Source organism: Rhodococcus sp. 15-649-2-2, assembly GCF_002258645.1.
GTDB lineage: Bacteria > Actinomycetota > Actinomycetes > Mycobacteriales > Mycobacteriaceae > Rhodococcoides.
The window spans coordinates 16,400-32,605 of sequence record NZ_NPFM01000033.1; the positions used below are offsets into that span (position 1 = coordinate 16,400).

Here is a 16,206-nt window from a genome sequence, read left to right on the forward strand (position 1 = left end):
TGGTGTCGGTGTGGCATTGTCGCTCCTATGGCTCTGGTGTTGGCAGGCGTGGTGCTCCCCGATCCACTCGGTACCGAAACGGTGCTCCGGCGCGGAGTCGCGGTGGCGCGGGTCGGGGTGACCTGGATGATCACCACAACCGAATTCGCGCTTACCCTGCCCGGCCGAATCGAAGCACTGATGAACCACATAGAGACATTGATGACACGCATCGACCGGGTGATCGACTCGGCCGACGCCGTTGTCGCCAGCGTGCAGCGAACGACCGGTGCCGCCGACGAGGTCGTCGCCTCGGCATCGGTCGCCTCGCACACTGCGCTCGAGCTGATCGAACTGTTCGATCCCATCGCCAAGCAGGCCGAGCCCATGGCGCGGAGGTTCGTCGACAACCTGTCCGACGAAGAGGTCGACGCCGCCATTGCCATGGTCGATCAGTTACCCGGCCTTCTCGCTCACATGGAAGCTCTGCTCCCCATCCTCGCCACCCTCGACACGGTGTCCCCCGAGATTCACGAATTGCTCGGAGTCACCAAAGACGTCCGCCGCGCGGTGATCGGCATCCCCGGGTTCAAGTTCTTCCGAAACCGAGGCGAAGACAAGTTGAACGACGAAGAGCGCACCGAAGAGTGACCACTACTTGACGAAGGCGAAATCTTCACCTGCATGGAAACGGGCCAGGGTCTCCGAGATGGACCGCCGTGATGGCGGGTGAAATGCAAACGCGTGCAATGCTGCTGCGACGTAAGCGATTTCGGGTGACTTGATGAAGCCGATCCCGCCGAGCGATTCGATGGCAGCCGAACTACTACGGACCAGTGCGTCACGAATCGCAATGCGGTTGAACAACAGTTTCACCGAGATGTCCTGTCCGCGTTCACCTTCGTCGAAGGCGCGGGCCACGTTCTCGATAGCCGCCATGGACGCCTCGAGTTCGGCCGCCGCCCGAACGTAGCCCTCGTAGTCGCCCTTGTTCTGCTCGATCATCCGCTCGAGCAGTGAAGTCGCCGCACCGATGTAGTTGGCGGAGATCAACATGCCGAACCAGAGGTAACCGGTCATCTCGTGCACGCCATCGGGGTCGTCGTCCTTGTTGGGCAGGACCAGGCTCGCGGGCACTTCGACGTCTTCGAGCAGAACTTCTTCGCTTTGTGCGCCGGCCAGAATGTCGGTGGTCCAGAACGGCTTCACGCTCATACCCGGGAGGCTGGCCGGAATCAGAGCGACCGCGCGGTCACCGGAGTCGATCTCGACACTGCAGGTCAGCAGATCCATCGAACGTGCCAGACTGCACGGCTTCTTGCTTCCGTTGACGATGTAGTTGTCCCCCTTCTTCACGGCCGTCATCGTCGGAATGAACACACTCCCGCCGGTGACGCCCTCGGAGAATCCGGAGGCGACGATCGCCTTCTGTTCGACCAACCCCTTGATCAGTGCTCGGTCGTCCTCGGTGGCACCGCGCGCGAACTCCGTCAGCGAGGCGAGTGAAAGATGGTGCATCGTGGTTCCCGCGCCGAGAGAGGGCGAGCGAGACCCGATGGCCCTCTGCGCCCGGACCGCGTCGATGGCCGGAGCACCGAGACCGCCCAGTTCGCCCGGGACCACCAAACCGGTACCACCGAACTCCCGAAACTTGTCGATCGCGTCCGATTCGCGCGACTCGAGTCGGTCCAGCGGGGTTGCGTCCAGATAGCTCAGAAGGCCGGGCATGTACTTCTCGAGAGTTTCTCTTTCGCGCACCATTAATCCGGTCACAGTTCATCTCCTTGTGTCACTAGTTGATCGTGTGTCACTAATTGATTGCAGCGACGACCATTTGTACCATCACGTGATCGCGACAAAGCGGTCGAAGATTTTCGAGCACAGCGGTTGAGCGGGTGAATTCGCGCTGGCCATCAACGTACCCCTCTACCTGCACAGATAAACTAAAGATATCGTAAAATTTGACCCAGAAAAAAGTACCCAAATCATTTTTTCGGACTGATTTACCAACCGCTTTCCGCTGCAAGAGCGTCTTTTTGAACATCGAATATTCTTCGGCCGAATACCAATCGATGATGCTGCCCGCTCCGAATGAACTCAAGAATTCGCGACAATCCACAATCAACTCTGTGAGGAGTTCTGGTAAACGATGGTTGTCAACAGATTGATGAAACGACTCGGCGGAGACGAGCGCGTGGACTTGCTGCGTGCGGTTCGAGAGGCCGATGTGGTCCCGTACTTCCGCAAGATGGAATCGGCCGTCGCGCCGGTTGTCCGCGTCGAGGGCCGAGACAAGATCATGCTCGGGTCCAACAACTACCTCGGCATTGCCGACCACCCGAAGGTTGTCGAGGGTGCCCAGCACGCACTGGACACATTCGGAAGTGCTGTCACCGGAAGTCGTTTGCTCAACGGCACTTTGGACCTGCACCTCGAACTCGAACACGAAATTGCCCAGTGGCACGGAACCGACGACGCACTCGTCTTCACCACGGGGTACCAAACGAATCTGGGAACGATCAGTGCGATCGTCGGACCCGGTGACACGGTGATCGTCGATTCGGCGGCACACGCATCGATCCGCGACGGCAGCGCACTCTCCGGCGCGTCGGTGGTCAAGTTCAAGCACAACGACATGGCCGATCTCGAAGCCAAACTTCAGCAGCCCGTCGTCGATGACGGAGCCGTGCTGGTCATCGTCGACGGCCTGTATTCCATGGAGGGCGATCTCGCACCGCTCGACGCCGTCTCCGATCTGTGTATCCGCTACCACGCAGCGCTGATGGTCGACGAAGCCCACAGCCTCGGCGTCTACGGGCCCGAACTCACCGGAGCAGCCGAGCTGTTCGGCATCACCAAGGACGTCGACGTCACGATGGCATCGCTGTCGAAGAGCCCGAGCTCCACCGGTGGGTTCGTCACCGGATCGAGTGACTTGATCGACACCCTCCGGGTCAAGGCCCGCGCCTTCCTGTTCACGACCTCGGGCGTGCCTGCTGCAGTGGGTGCAGCGTTGGCTTCCGTACGCCTGATCCGTAGCGACGAGGGTAAGGACCGGGCTCGGCGCGTACTCGAGAACGCCGAGATCTTGCGCGGCGGATTGCAGTCGGCCGGGCTCGACGTAGCAGGCCGCTCCGCGACCCTCCACGGAGATACGGCTGCCCCCATCGTCTCCCTGCACATCGGCGACGACCTCGTGGCCATGAGCTTGTGGAAGAACCTCTACGACCGAGGCATCTTCACCAGCGCCGCCTTGCATCCCGCCGTACCGAAGTCCGGTGCGATACTCCGCCTGTGCGTGATGGCGACACACACCGAACAACAGCTGTCGACCGCCACCGAGCAGATCATCGAGGCCGTAGCAGAGCTGCCCCGATGAGCGATCACGCCCGCGGCTTGCGTATCGCGGTCACCGGAGCCACCAGTGACTTCGCGGCCGCGATACTTCCGAGGCTGTTCGAGGATCCCGAGGTGGACACGGTCATCGGGATAGCCCGTCGCCCAGCCCGGATCACGCACCCGAAGTTCACCTCGCTCCGCTCGGACATTCGCTCTCCCGACCTCGAGGAAACGTTCGCTGGATGCGACGTCGTGCTGCACCTGGCATTCGTGGTCGAAGAGCTCAAAGACAAGGCCGAAACCCACGACATCAACCTGCGCGGCTCACGCAACGTCATCGATTCGGCCTATCGAGCGGGCGTGGCTCGAGTGGTGATCGCGTCGAGCATCAACGCGTACGGTGCCGACATCGCGCCGGAGCCGCTCACCGAGAACAGTTATCCTGCAGGCGATCCCAATCGCTACTACTTCTACGACAAGGCCGAGGTGGAACATTATGCGGAGTGGTGGCTCCGTAGGCACCCCGGCGAGATGACCATCTCCATGTTGCGGTGCACCTACATCATCGGACCCGACTTCGCCAACGACGGAATCGACCAGTTCACCGGGCCGATCGGCGCATTCCCGGAGGCGGATCGGGCGTCGTATCAATTCCTGTACCAGGACGACATGGCCGACGCCTTCCATCGCGCGGCCAAGACCGACCTCGTCGGCCCGTACAACCTGGGTCCGGTGGACTGGGTCGGTGTGCGCGAACTCGCTGCGATGCAGGGCCAGTTGATGTTCGACGTTCCGCAGAAAGCTGCGACGCATGTTGCGAACGTTGCGTTCCGACTGGGGCTCACCCCCTTTTCCGGCCAGTGGGTCACACCGGGCGAACCCATCGTCGATTCCTCGGCTCTCGGCCGCGCCACAGGCTGGGCACCGACACTCACGGCACACGAGAGTGCCGCGGTGATGATTCTGCTGCAGGGCAAGTCACTGTTGCGTCGTGGGGACGCCCTGGCGCGGGGCATAGCGTGCGAAGCAGCGCTACGCCCGGCATCGGAGGCCGTTGCACTGAGCCGCGCTGACGTTGTCGCACTGCAGGTGGAACATCGACAGCTCGATACCGGGCACGGAAGCGTGCACGCCGAGATCCATCGAGCGTCCATCGAATCCGAGCAGTCGGTGGTGCTCGTCGCCGACGCAGGTCTGCATGCGCGGTACCTCACCCCGTTGGCCTCGGACATCACTGCCGGAGGTGTCGATGTTGTGGTCCTCGATCTACCCGGGCACGGCTTGAGCACAGGTCCACGCGGTCGATCGTCGGCGGCGCAGACCACCGAGGCCGTGGATGCAGCACTACGTTTCGCTCGAGTCGAGCTCGATACCGCGCCGATCACCGTACGCAGCGGAACCCGTCACGCTGCGGACACTCTGGTCGGCGGACTTCTCAGGCGGGCCACCGGCTGGAAGACGATGGAAGAACCGGCACACTCCGACGGGCTGCTGCCGTCGAGAATTCGGGTCGACGGAACATCCGGCATTCCGTTCGTGTCGACAGCCGCCGATGCGCTCGCCTTGTGTACGACCACAACGGGTCTCAGCGCCGCCAGGTGAATGTTCGACGCACACGCGTCCACCACGATCGTCGCGAGGTATCGGAGTCTGCCGCAGGGGGCTCGACCGACTGCGAGCGATGCTCACGCTCGAGTCGGTCCACCTCGGCCCGGTTGGTTCGCCATTTTTCGAGCCACATCTCGACGTCGACGGGCCCCAACGGAACGATCGGGGGCGTCGGGAACCGGATCCAGTCGACGATGCGAGCGTTCAACTCGTCCAAGACATCTCGTGCCGAGTCCTCGCGCCGAACACCGATCAGTGTGGACGGCAGCCGCTCGATCTCCTTGCGCAGCTGCAGCGCGGTGGGCAACAACGCGTCGGCCGGGAGATTCTCCCGCTTCAGGTAGCCGCGAACCCACCACAACTCGTCCCGGGGATCGCCCGACGGAATCGGCTTACCGGCCCCCTCGAGCCCATCGAATGCACCCTCGTCCTGGGCCTGACGGATTTGCTTGTCCACCCAGGACTCGAACGTGACTCCTGGCTTCTTGCGTTCGGTCACCCCATCGACTGTAGATCCGATGCCGCGGTGTTCGCCAGGTTCGCCGGACACGACGAGACCCCGGCCCTACCGGGCCGGGGTCGATGCCAGAGCCGGATCAGCCGTACTCGGCGACCAACCGGTCGAATTCGTCGCGGTCGATAACCTGGGGCTCGTTGATCGCGAGCGCCTGTGCGTACTTGCTCGCCAGGTGGTAGTCACGACCGAGCGGCCCTTGCTCGGCGTCGTCCTCGTCGGACTGGATGCTCGCTCCCGGGGGAACCTCGTTCTGCAGGCCGTTGGTCTTGCTGCCGAGCAGAGCATCGAGTTTTGCGGAAATCTTCTGCATGGTCTCTTGGTCGTCGGTCATGGCGACCGGGTACCCGAATCGAGGGAAACAACACGGGCTCGGTGAACCCGAGCTGCACGGGGATTATCTGTCGGCGCCCCGGGGCATGATGGTGGGATGGCCAGGCACGGTATCGGCGCAGGAGCAGCGGACGAGCTGTCAGTGATGGAGAAGCTGTCGCGGCCTACTCGCGAGTGGTTCACCGGCGCTTTTCCGGCCCCCACCTCCGCGCAGCTGGGTGCCTGGTCGTCGATCTCGAGCGGCGCTCACACTCTTGTCGTCGCACCGACCGGATCGGGCAAGACCCTCTCGGCCTTTCTGTGGGCTCTGGACGAGCTGGCGCAACTGGGTGCGGACAGCAAGCGCAAGACGAAGGTCCTCTACATCTCCCCGCTCAAAGCGCTGGCGGTCGACGTCGAACGTAACCTGCGCGCTCCCCTGGTCGGTATCACTCAGACGGCCAAGCGACTCGGCCTCGATCCACCGGAGATCTCGGTGGGCGTGCGCTCCGGCGACACCAGCGCCGCCGACCGTCGGAACATGATCAAGACTCCCCCGGACATTCTGATCACCACCCCGGAGTCGCTGTTCCTCATGCTCACCTCGGCAGCGCGAGACATTCTCGCCGAGGTCGACACCGTGATCGTCGACGAGGTGCACGCCGTGGCCGGCACCAAACGCGGCGCACATCTCGCGGTGTCGCTCGAACGGCTCGACGGCATGCTGGACAAGCCGGCGCAGCGCATCGGCCTGTCCGCGACGGTTCGCCCGCACGAGGAGGTCGGACGGTTCCTGGCCGGAGCTGCTCCCATCGAGATCGTCGCCCCGCCTGCCCCCAAAACGTTCGACCTGACGGTCCAGGTACCCGTCGAGGACATGACCGAACTGGGTGTCACCGATCCGAACGCCGATACCTCCGCCGCTCCCCCGGCGCAGGGCTCGATCTGGCCGCACGTCGAAGAGAAGATGGTCGATCTCATCCTCGAGCACAGTTCGTGCATCGTGTTCGCGAACTCGCGAAGGCTCGCCGAGCGACTCACGGCGCGGCTGAACGAGGTGTATGCCGAGCGAATCGGCGACGGCGTCGAGACACAACACAAGCCGCCGTCGCAGGTCGGCACTCCCAACGACGTGAACCACGGTGCCGATCCGTTGTTGGCCCGGGCCCACCACGGCAGCGTCAGCAAGGACCAACGCGCACTGATCGAGGACGACCTCAAGACCGGGCGGTTGCGCTGCGTCGTCGCCACCAGCAGCCTCGAACTCGGAATCGACATGGGCGCGGTCGATCTGGTCGTTCAGGTCGAGGCACCGCCGTCGGTGGCCAGCGGGCTCCAACGCGTCGGACGCGCGGGACACCAGGTCGGCGAGATCTCCAAGGGCGTGCTGTTCCCCAAACACCGCACCGACCTGATCCACTGCGCGGTCACGGTCGAACGCATGACGTCGGGCAAGATCGAGGCACTGTTCGTGCCCGCCAATCCGCTCGACGTGCTGGCCCAACAAACTGTCGCGGCCTGCGCCCTCGAACCCATCGACGCCGAGGACTGGTTCGATTCCGTCCGTCGCACAGGCAGTTTCGCCACGCTGCCCCGTTCGGCCTACGAATCGACTCTGGATCTGCTCTCGGGGCGCTACCCCTCGGACGAGTTCGCCGAACTCCGACCGAGGCTCGTGTGGGACCGCGACGCCAACACCCTCACCGGCCGGCCCGGGTCGCAGCGATTGGCGGTCACCTCTGGCGGAACCATCCCCGACCGCGGATTGTTCACCGTCTACATGGTCGGCGAAAAGCAGTCCAGAGTAGGCGAACTCGACGAAGAGATGGTCTACGAGTCACGAGTGGGTGACGTCTTCGCGCTCGGTGCCACCAGCTGGCGCATCGAGGAGATCACCCACGACCGGGTGTTGGTCAGTCCGGCGTACGGCCAACCGGGAAGGCTCCCGTTCTGGCACGGCGACGGTCTCGGTCGGCCGGCGGAACTGGGTCGGGCTCTGGGCGAGTTCCTGCGGAGCACCACCGATCGCAGCAACTTGGCCGAACGACTGAGCACCGACGGCCTCGATGCGAACGCCGTCAACAACCTGATCGCGTTGCTCGACGAGCAACTCGAGGCGACGGGTCAACTGCCCACCGACAAGACGATGATCGTCGAACGGTTCCGCGACGAACTGGGCGACTGGCGACTGGTGCTGCATTCGACCTACGGCCAGCAGGTACACGCGCCGTGGGCACTCGCGGTGGGCGCGAGACTGATCGAGCGCTACGGCATCGATGCCGCCCCCACGGCCTCCGACGACGGCATCATCGTCCGACTCCCCGATACCGACGATCAGCCACCCGGCGCGGAGCTGTTCGTGTTCGAGCGCGACGAGATTGCCGACATCGTCACCGAACAGGTCGGCGGATCGGCATTGTTCGCGTCCAGATTTCGCGAATGTGCCGCTCGCGCACTACTTCTGCCCCGCCGCAACCCGGGCAAGCGGGCACCGCTGTGGCAACAACGGCAGCGTTCGGCGCAGCTGCTCGACGTGGCACGCAAGTACCCGACGTTCCCGATCCTGCTCGAAACCGTCCGCGAATGCCTCCAGGACGTCTACGACCTCCCCGCCCTCGAAGACATCCTGGCCCGCATCGGTCGGCGCCAGATCAGAATCGTCGACGTCGAGACACCATCGCCGTCACCGTTCGCCAATTCGCTGCTGTTCAACTACGTCGGCGCTTTCATGTACGAGGGCGACAGCCCCCTGGCCGAACGCCGGGCCGCTGCACTGTCACTGGACTCCGCGCTGCTGGCCGAGTTGCTCGGACGCGTCGAGCTGCGAGAATTGCTGGACGCAGGCGTCATCACCACCACCGAACTCGAGTTGCAGAGACTGCCCGAGGACAGACATGCCAAGGACATCGAAGGCGTAGCAGATCTGTTGCGGCTGCTCGGCCCGTTGACCGTGGACGAAATCGGGCTGCGCACCAACGGCGACGAATTCCCGCAATGGCTCACCGAACTCGCCGATGCCAAAAGGGCCATGGAGGTCACGTTCGCCGGACAGACCTGGTGGACGGCCATCGAGGACGCGGCTCGCTTGCGCGACGCACTCGGTGTTCCACTACCCATCGGCACCCCGGCCGCATTCATAGAACCCGTCGACGACCCGCTGGTCGACCTGATCAGCCGGTACGCACGAACCCACGGACCGTTCACCCTCGACGACGCAGCGGCGCGATTCGGCGTCGGCACCGCCGTGGTACGCGACGTCCTGCGCAGATTGGCTGTGGACAAACGCGTCGTCGAGGGCGAGTTCCGTCCCGGTGCCGCGGGCAGCGAATGGTGCGACGCCGAGGTTCTCCGGCGATTGCGGCGTCGGTCGCTCGCTGCGGCTCGGCAGGAGGTGGAACCCGTCTCCACCGCCACCCTCGGCCGCTTCCTGCCCGCGTGGCAGCACGTGGACAGCCGACGTCTGAGTGGCATCGACGGTGTCGCAACCGTCATCGAACAACTTGCGGGCGTTCCTGTTCCGGCATCGGCCTGGGAATCTCTCGTGCTCTCGTCGCGAGTGACCGATTACAGCCCGGCGATGCTCGACGAACTCACCTCCACCGGTGAGGTGTTGTGGTCGGGGCACGGTGCGATCTCGTCCAAGGACGGCTGGGTGAGCCTGCACATGGCCGACACCGCACCCCTCACCCTCGTACCCGCAGCCGAATCCGATCTGTCGGAGTTGCAGATTCGAATTGAGGACGCCGTCGCGGGCGGCGGTGCGTACTTCTTTCGGCAACTCTCCGACACCGTCGGCAGTACCGACGACACGGCGCTGCAGGCTGCCTTGTGGGAGTTGGTGTGGGCAGGGCGTCTGAGCAACGACACGTTCGCGCCGCTGCGCGCACTGCTGAACTCCACAGCCACCCGCTCGGCCCCGAGTCATCGATCCCCACGTCGCACACCGCGACTGCGTTCCTACCGTCAGTTCGAGCGGCCGTCACTGCCCACCCGCACCGGCCCACCGACGGCCGGCGGCCGATGGTCACGATTGCCCGAACTCGAACCCGACCTCACCGTTCGCGCTCATGCCACCGCAGACGTACTTCTCGAGCGCTACGGCGTGGTGACCCGCGGCTCGGTGATGAACGAAGGGGTCCCGGGCGGATTCGCCACGATGTACAAGGTGCTCACCGGGTTCGAGGATTCCGGTCGATGCCGTCGCGGCTACTTCGTCGATTCGCTCGGCGGTGCCCAGTTCTCCACCTCCGACGTGGTCGACCGGTTGCGCAGTTACGACGAACCGAAGAAGAACGCCAGCGCCGTCGTACTCGCGTCGTGCGATCCGGCCAACCCCTACGGCGGAGCACTGCCCTGGCCGAAAGCCGGTGGTGGCGAGGCTGGTGTCGGCGAGAAGCCGGACGAAACGACGAAGCATCGGCCGGGCCGCAAGGCCGGTGCATTGGTCGTCCTCGTCCGAGGCGAATTGACGATGTTCGTCGAACGTGGCGGAAAGTCGGTGTTGACGTTCGGCGACAATACCGAGGACATCGCCTCTGCGGCAACAGCATTGGCAGGCACAGTCAAGCGCGGCGGAGTCGACAAACTGCTCGTCGAACGGATCAACGGTCACGACATCCACGGCACGGACTTCTCGAAGACACTGACCGAAGCAGGTTTCTCGGCAACACCACGAGGGCTTCGCTTGCGCCGCTGAATCATCCGTGACCGAGAAGAACATCAGAGAGGACACCGACACCGATGCCCGAGGGCGATACGGTCTGGCGCGCGGCCAACACTCTGCGGGCGGCGCTGGAGGGACAGCAACTCACCTCCTGTGACATTCGCGTACCACGTTATGCCACAGTAGATTTCACCGGCAAGACGGTCGACTCTGTCGCGTCACGCGGCAAGCATCTGCTGATTCGGGTGGGCGGTTACTCCATTCATTCGCACCTCAAGATGGAGGGCACCTGGCACGTCTATGCACCCGGTGCGAGGTGGCGTCGCCCGGCGTTCCAGGCGCGCATCATCTTGAACACCGCGAACGCGCAGGCCATCGGGTTCGAACTCGGAGTGCTCGACATCATCGAGGACGAAGAGGAGGCCGTCGGATACCTCGGACCGGACCTTCTCGGACCCGACTGGGACCCCGACGTCGCCCTGACCAATCTGGAGTCGGATCCGGCTCGTCCCGTCGGACTCGCTCTGCTCGACCAGCGCAACATCGCCGGCCTCGGCAATGTCTACCGCAACGAGATCTGCTTTCTGCGTGGAATCGACCCGCGTACACCGGTCGCCGACGCCGGCGACCTGAAGAAGACCATCGACCTGTCCTATCGACTGATCATGGCCAACAAGGATCGAAATCAGCGCGTCACCACTGGAGATCGGCGACCCGGCCGACACTTCTGGGTGTACGGCCGGGAGAACAAGCCGTGCCGACGGTGCGGAACCACCATCGAGTTCGGGCTCATCGGTGACAACCCGCTCGAGGAGCGGCAGATCTACTATTGCCCGCACTGTCAGAACTGAGGTCTGGCGAGATTGTCCGGTCCATGGTGTCCTTTTCGACGAACCCCGTTCGTCCTTCAGTTGTAGGTCGACGATCGGCGCCGACCACGACGATTCTTCAGGAGCTCACCATGACCGCATACGCAGCCATCGTCTACACCCATGATGCCGACTGGACCTCGCCCGACGTGGCGGACGAAATGGCCGAATACGGTGCATTCAGTGCCGCGGCCGGACCCGCGATCACCGGTGGCGCTGTCCTTCACCCCACGTCGACCGCCACCACGGTGCGCGTGTCGGGTGGGAAGGGCGGCGACGTTTTGACGACGGACGGTCCGTTCGCCGAAGCAAAAGAGGTACTCGCGGGGTTCTTCCTCCTCGAGGCACAGGATCTCGACGCGGCAATTGCATTGGCAGCACAGATCCCCGCGGCGTGGAACGGAGCAATCGAAGTACGGCCGATCATCCCGATGGCTCAGTGAGCACACCGGCCGAGCACCTGGCGGCCGTGGTTCGTGACGAGGGTCGCCGAGTTCTGGCGACCCTCGTGCGGATCACCGGCAGTCTTGCCGTCGCCGAAGACGCGGTGTCCGAGGCCGTGGTGGCCGCACTCGCCCACTGGCCTCGGTCGGGTGTGCCCGACAACCCCCGCGCCTGGCTCACGACCGTGGCTCGCAACAAGGCGCTCGACATCGTCAGACGCGAGGCCGGGCGCAGCGCCAAGGAGCGGGAGGCAGCGAATCTTGCACTGCTGAAACAGGATTGGAGTGACGGCGACCAGGATTCGGTCAGTGACGACCTACTGCGGTTGGTCTTCACCTGCTGCCATCCGACTCTCTCCGTCGAGGCGCAGGTGGCACTGAGCCTGCGCACCCTCTGCGGGCTGGCCACTGTCGACGTCGCACGCCTGATGCTCGTGCCCGAAGCCACCATGGCCAAACGCCTCACGCGCGCGAAGAAGAAGATCGCCGCTGCCAACATTCCGTACCGAGTACCGGATTCGGCGGAGTTACCGCAACGACTGGACGCGGTGTCCACCACGGTGTACCTGCTGTTCACCGCGGGGCATCTCGGCGGCGAGACTCTGGTGCGGCCTCAGTTATGCGACGAAGCAATTCGGTTGGCCCGCCTGATGATCGACCTCATGCCGGACGAGCCGTCTCTTCGAGGGCTGCTGGCATTGATGCTGTTCACGGATTCGCGCCGGGCCACAAGAACGGACGGGGAGGGCGGCCTGGTCAGGCTCGAAGATCAGGACCGATCTCGCTGGAACAGAGAAGCGATCGACGAGGGCATGCAGTGGGTGGACAGTGCGCTACGGCGCAACGACACCCAACCCAGCCGATACACCATCCAGGCAGCCATCGCAGCATGTCACTCCGGTGCGGCGACCTACGCCGACACCGACTGGTCTCGGATCGTCGTGCTGTACGACGCTCTTGCCGTCGTGGAGAACACACCGATCGTGGCACTCAACCGAGGTGTCGCCGTCGGGGAAAGTCAGGGTCCCGCCGCCGGACTCGATGCACTCGACGCCATCGACTCTCTGGGTGGGCACTATCTCTGGCATGCCTGTCGAGCTGTGATGCTGGATCGACTCGGCCGGGCGGAGGAAGCCAGAAGTGCACGAACAACTGCTCTGACTCTCGACCCGACGCCGGCCGAAAGGGCGTTCCTGCGAGCGCAGCTCGACTCGCATACTCACTCTGATCAGCACCGCCGGGACCAAACCTGACGGCTCACTGTCAGGTGAGACCAAGCCTGCTCACAGCTTCGCCGATCACCATGGATCCCATGTTGACATTGGCGATACTCACCCTGCTGGTCATGGCCGTCTCCGGCGCAACGGCGGCTCGCGCACCCAGAACACTGGTGCGAACTCGCTGACTCAGAACCCGCGAACCGGTTCCAGAATTTCCTGTCGGGCCTCCGGAGCGACGACCCGCAACGCGTCCGCCGACTCGTCGTCGGGCTGGCGCTGCGACTCGATCTCGGCCTCCACCCGGGCGCGGTAGGTCTCGACTTCACGATCGACCATGGCCTCGTCCCACCCCAGAACGGGCGCGATCAACGCGGCCACCTGACCCGCGCAGTTCATCCCACGGTGCGAGTACTCGATGGAAATCCGGGTACGACGCGACAGCACGTCCTCCAGGTGCAACGCGCCCTCCGCCGCCGCCGCATAGACCACCTCGACCTGCAGATAGGACGGTGCATCGGTGAGTGGTTGCAGCAGTTCGGGTTTCCCGTCCGCCATCGCCAACACCTCGTCGATCAGCGAACCGTATCGGTCCAGCAGGTGCGTCACCCGATGTGGATGCAAGTTGTACATCTCGCCCAGATGCGGTGCCTGATTGACCAGAGCGAAGTAACCGTCGGCACCGACGAGGGGCACCTTCTCGGTGATCGATGACGCCACCCGCACCGGAATGTCCTCCGCCGCCAGATCGACGGCGTCCTCGGCCATCACTCGGTAGGTCGTGTACTTGCCGCCGGCGATGGCGATGAGTCCCGGTGCCACGCGAGCGACCGCGTGCTCGCGAGAGAGCTTGGAGGTCTCGTCGCTCTCGCCTGCCAGCAGTGGCCGCAGGCCCGCATAAACACCGTCGATGTCCTCATGGGTGAGCGGCGTGACGAGCACACCGTTGACCTCACCCAGGATGTAGTCGATGTCGGCCTTGGTCGCGGCCGGATGGGCAAGATCGAGATTCCAGTCGGTGTCGGTGGTGCCGATGATCCAGTGCGCACCCCACGGGATGATGAAGAGCACGGATTTCTCGGTGCGCAGAATGATCGCGGCTTCGCTGACGATTCGGTCGCGCGGCACCACGATGTGCACACCCTTCGATGCTCGCACCCGAAACCGTCCGCGCATGTTGGACAGCGATTGAATCTCGTCGGTCCACACGCCGGTGGCGTTGATCACCACGTGTGCGCGTACTTCGGTGGTGGCACCGGTCTCCGAATCGCGCACTCGCACACCGGATACCCGATCTGCCTCCCGCAGGAACCCGACGACCTGGGTGGATGTACGAACCACGGCTCCGTAGTGAGCGGCCGTTCTGGCGACGGTCATGGTGTGCCGGGCATCGTCGACGACGGTGTCGTAGTACCGAATTCCGCCGATCAGCGACTTCCGTTTGATGCCGGGCGACATCCGCAACGCACCGGAACGCGTCAGATGCTTCTGCTGCGGAACCGATTTGGCCCCACCCATCCGGTCGTAGAGAAAGATGCCCGCGGCGATGTACGGGCGCTCCCACAGGCGATGAGTGAGCGGAAACAGAAACTTCAGCGGCTTGACCAGGTGAGGTGCGAGTGTGGACAACGAGAGTTCTCGTTCGTGCAGCGCCTCGCGTACGAGCCCGAACTCGAGCTGCTCGAGATAGCGGAGCCCGCCGTGGAACATCTTCGACGAGCGAGACGAGGTGCCCGACGCGTAATCACGCGCCTCGACCAGAGCCACCTTCAGACCCCGCGTCGCCGCGTCGAGGGCCGCACCGGAGCCGACGACGCCACCGCCGACGACCACGACGTCGAACTGCTCGGTTCCGAGCTGGTCCCACGCCTCCACCCGCTGGGTGGGTCCGAGGAACTTCGTGTTCGATCGGTTGCTCACTGTGACGCTCCCTATCCGTCGAAAAACCCCGCGCACTACGTGCATGTCAGGTTACCGCCCCAGGTCCGCCACGCGCAGAACCTGCCGACCGGGCTCCGCGAGGTCAGCGAGTGCGGATGGACGTGTGTGCAGCGCCCAATCGACGCACCGCCTCCGCCAGCTCTGCCGGGGTCGATCCCGCGAAGCTCAACCGGAGCGAGCGGCCGTACTGCTCGGCCGACGCAAACGCCGAGCCGGGAACGAAGGCGACTCCATGCTCCAGGGCGACCGCGAGCAACTCGCTCGTATCGGTCCCGTCCTCGAACGTCGCCCAGGCGAACATTCCACCCGTCGGGCGCGAGACCGTGAGCCGCGCGGAGAACTCGGCATCGAGCGCATCCGTCAATGCCGTTGCACGGCAAGCATACTCGCGACGCAGTGTCGTCAAGTGCGCGTCCAACCATGCAGTGTCGCCGAGCATGCTCGCCGCCATCAGCTGCGTCATCGAGGAACCGCACAGATCGGCACCCTGCTTGAGGAGCTCCACAGCCGCACACACGGCGGGTGGTGCGACGAACCAGCCGACACGCAGCGTCGGAGCGAGGATCTTCGACGCACTCGACAGCCGGATGACGCGATCGCCGAAACAGGCTATCGGCGGCGGCGGTGCGCCCGTACCGTGCACAGAGCCTGTTGCTGCGAACCAGATCTCGCCGTACGGGTCGTCCTCGATCACCCAGAATCCGTAGTGATCCGCGAGCGCCGCGAGGTGCCGACGCCGGTGCTCGCTCATCGTGACCCCGCGAGGGTTGTGGAAGTTGGCGACCGTGTGGACCACCGCAGGACGCAGCCCCGCCGTCAACCGTCGTTCGAGTTCCGCGGTGTCCATCCCGTCGGCGTCGATTTCGATGGCCTCGATCCGTGCCTCGGCGATCGAGAACACCTGCAGCGCACCGGTATACGCGGGCTCGTCGACCACGACAACGGCACCTGGGTCGATCAGCGCCTGCGCGAGCAGCGTCAGGGCCTGCTGCGATCCGTGCGTGACGACGACGGTGTCCGTCGGAACCGTCACTCCCCCGCGCACGGCGCTCTCTCTGGCCGCGATCACGCTGCGCAGCGTGCGATGACCGGCAGTCTCGCAGTATTGGACGGCATCGGGGCTCCGCAGTACCGCGTCGGCGGCAGCCGCGATGCGGTCGACGGGGATCAGATCCGTGGCCGGCAGGCCTCCCGCCAGGCTGATGACGTCGTCGCGAGAGGTGAGGGCAAGAAGATCACGGATGGCCGAGCTGGACAACGATGCGGTACGTCGGGCCAAGCCGACGGGGAGGTGAGTAGAAGACATGAAAGAGACTCCGGG

Annotated in this window: 13 protein-coding genes; 7 read left to right on the forward strand and 6 right to left on the reverse strand. The window is 64.3% G+C overall.

The features are described from left to right. Window positions 1-27: 27 nt before the first annotated feature. A complete protein-coding gene (locus CH305_RS25465; RefSeq protein ID WP_032404802.1) occupies window positions 28-630 on the forward strand; it encodes a hypothetical protein in 603 nt (200 codons plus the stop codon). A 3-nt stretch (window positions 631-633) separates the two neighbouring features. Here CH305_RS25465 and CH305_RS25470 read toward each other — a convergent pair whose 3' ends face one another. After that, window positions 634-1,752, reverse strand: a complete 1,119-nt coding sequence (locus tag CH305_RS25470) for an acyl-CoA dehydrogenase family protein (protein WP_032404801.1) — start codon at window positions 1,750-1,752, stop codon at window positions 634-636. Between the two features lie 37 nt (window positions 1,753-1,789). Beyond that, window positions 1,790-2,080 (reverse strand): hypothetical protein, encoded by a 291-nt coding sequence (locus tag CH305_RS25475; protein ID WP_143545331.1) that lies wholly within the window; start codon window positions 2,078-2,080, stop codon window positions 1,790-1,792. 48 nt (window positions 2,081-2,128) lie between these two features. Between CH305_RS25475 and CH305_RS25480 the strand changes: the two genes are divergently transcribed. Continuing rightward, window positions 2,129-3,358 (forward strand): aminotransferase class I/II-fold pyridoxal phosphate-dependent enzyme, encoded by a 1,230-nt coding sequence (locus CH305_RS25480; protein WP_094705376.1) that lies wholly within the window; start codon window positions 2,129-2,131, stop codon window positions 3,356-3,358. Beyond that, the gene (locus tag CH305_RS25485) at window positions 3,355-4,920 is read left to right on the forward strand and encodes an NAD-dependent epimerase/dehydratase family protein (RefSeq protein WP_094705378.1); all 1,566 of its coding nucleotides are present in this window, start codon (window positions 3,355-3,357) and stop codon (window positions 4,918-4,920) included. Before CH305_RS25480 ends, CH305_RS25485 begins: the two co-directional genes overlap by 4 nt. Here the strand turns inward: CH305_RS25485 and CH305_RS25490 are convergent. Together CH305_RS25490 and CH305_RS25495 are read right to left on the reverse strand one after the other, a co-directional pair. Further along, on the reverse strand, window positions 4,904-5,425 hold the full coding sequence (locus tag CH305_RS25490; RefSeq protein WP_094705398.1) for a DUF1992 domain-containing protein: 522 nt from the start codon (window positions 5,423-5,425) through the stop codon (window positions 4,904-4,906). The genes CH305_RS25485 and CH305_RS25490 overlap by 17 nt on opposite strands. A gap of 97 nt (window positions 5,426-5,522) precedes the next feature. Continuing rightward, entirely contained in the window at window positions 5,523-5,774 is a 252-nt protein-coding gene (locus CH305_RS25495) for a hypothetical protein (RefSeq protein ID WP_032376853.1), read from the reverse strand. Window positions 5,775-5,870: 96 nt separating this feature from the next. Between CH305_RS25495 and CH305_RS25500 the strand changes: the two genes are divergently transcribed. The 4 genes from CH305_RS25500 to CH305_RS25515 all read left to right on the forward strand — a co-directional run bounded on the left by CH305_RS25500 (window position 5,871) and on the right by CH305_RS25515 (window position 12,980). Next, window positions 5,871-10,448, forward strand: a complete 4,578-nt coding sequence (locus CH305_RS25500; RefSeq protein ID WP_373454590.1) for an ATP-dependent helicase — start codon at window positions 5,871-5,873, stop codon at window positions 10,446-10,448. Between the two features lie 44 nt (window positions 10,449-10,492). After that, the gene (locus CH305_RS25505) at window positions 10,493-11,266 is read left to right on the forward strand and encodes a DNA-formamidopyrimidine glycosylase family protein (RefSeq protein WP_094705380.1); all 774 of its coding nucleotides are present in this window, start codon (window positions 10,493-10,495) and stop codon (window positions 11,264-11,266) included. 110 nt (window positions 11,267-11,376) lie between these two features. Then, the gene (locus CH305_RS25510; protein WP_032404796.1) at window positions 11,377-11,727 is read left to right on the forward strand and encodes a YciI family protein; all 351 of its coding nucleotides are present in this window, start codon (window positions 11,377-11,379) and stop codon (window positions 11,725-11,727) included. After that, window positions 11,724-12,980, forward strand: coding sequence for an RNA polymerase sigma factor (locus CH305_RS25515; RefSeq protein ID WP_094705382.1), 1,257 nt, complete (start codon window positions 11,724-11,726; stop codon window positions 12,978-12,980). Before CH305_RS25510 ends, CH305_RS25515 begins: the two co-directional genes overlap by 4 nt. Window positions 12,981-13,133: 153 nt before the next feature. Here the strand turns inward: CH305_RS25515 and glpD are convergent, their stop codons facing one another. Together glpD and CH305_RS25525 are read right to left on the reverse strand one after the other, a co-directional pair. Then, window positions 13,134-14,909: a glycerol-3-phosphate dehydrogenase gene (glpD, locus tag CH305_RS25520; protein WP_371828282.1), complete on the reverse strand. Its 1,776-nt coding sequence runs from the start codon at window positions 14,907-14,909 to the stop codon at window positions 13,134-13,136. A 58-nt stretch (window positions 14,910-14,967) separates the two neighbouring features. Then, the gene (locus CH305_RS25525) at window positions 14,968-16,191 is read right to left on the reverse strand and encodes a PLP-dependent aminotransferase family protein (RefSeq protein WP_094705384.1); all 1,224 of its coding nucleotides are present in this window, start codon (window positions 16,189-16,191) and stop codon (window positions 14,968-14,970) included. Between the last annotated feature and the right edge of the window lie 15 nt (window positions 16,192-16,206).

Bases quoted from the DNA above. Each gene is read 5' to 3' on its own strand.
- CH305_RS25480 (WP_094705376.1), top strand. From the start codon at position 2,129: ATGGTTGTCAACAGATTGATGAAACGACTCGGCGGAGACGAGCGCGTG.
- CH305_RS25525 (WP_094705384.1), bottom strand. From the start codon at position 16,191: ATGTCTTCTACTCACCTCCCCGTCGGCTTGGCCCGACGTACCGCATCG.
- glpD (WP_371828282.1), bottom strand. From the start codon at position 14,909: ATGCACGTAGTGCGCGGGGTTTTTCGACGGATAGGGAGCGTCACAGTG.
- CH305_RS25485 (WP_094705378.1), top strand. From the start codon at position 3,355: ATGAGCGATCACGCCCGCGGCTTGCGTATCGCGGTCACCGGAGCCACC.
- CH305_RS25465 (WP_032404802.1), top strand. From the start codon at position 28: ATGGCTCTGGTGTTGGCAGGCGTGGTGCTCCCCGATCCACTCGGTACC.
- CH305_RS25510 (WP_032404796.1), top strand. From the start codon at position 11,377: ATGACCGCATACGCAGCCATCGTCTACACCCATGATGCCGACTGGACC.
- CH305_RS25495 (WP_032376853.1), bottom strand. From the start codon at position 5,774: ATGACCGACGACCAAGAGACCATGCAGAAGATTTCCGCAAAACTCGAT.
- CH305_RS25500 (WP_373454590.1), top strand. From the start codon at position 5,871: ATGGCCAGGCACGGTATCGGCGCAGGAGCAGCGGACGAGCTGTCAGTG.
- CH305_RS25505 (WP_094705380.1), top strand. From the start codon at position 10,493: ATGCCCGAGGGCGATACGGTCTGGCGCGCGGCCAACACTCTGCGGGCG.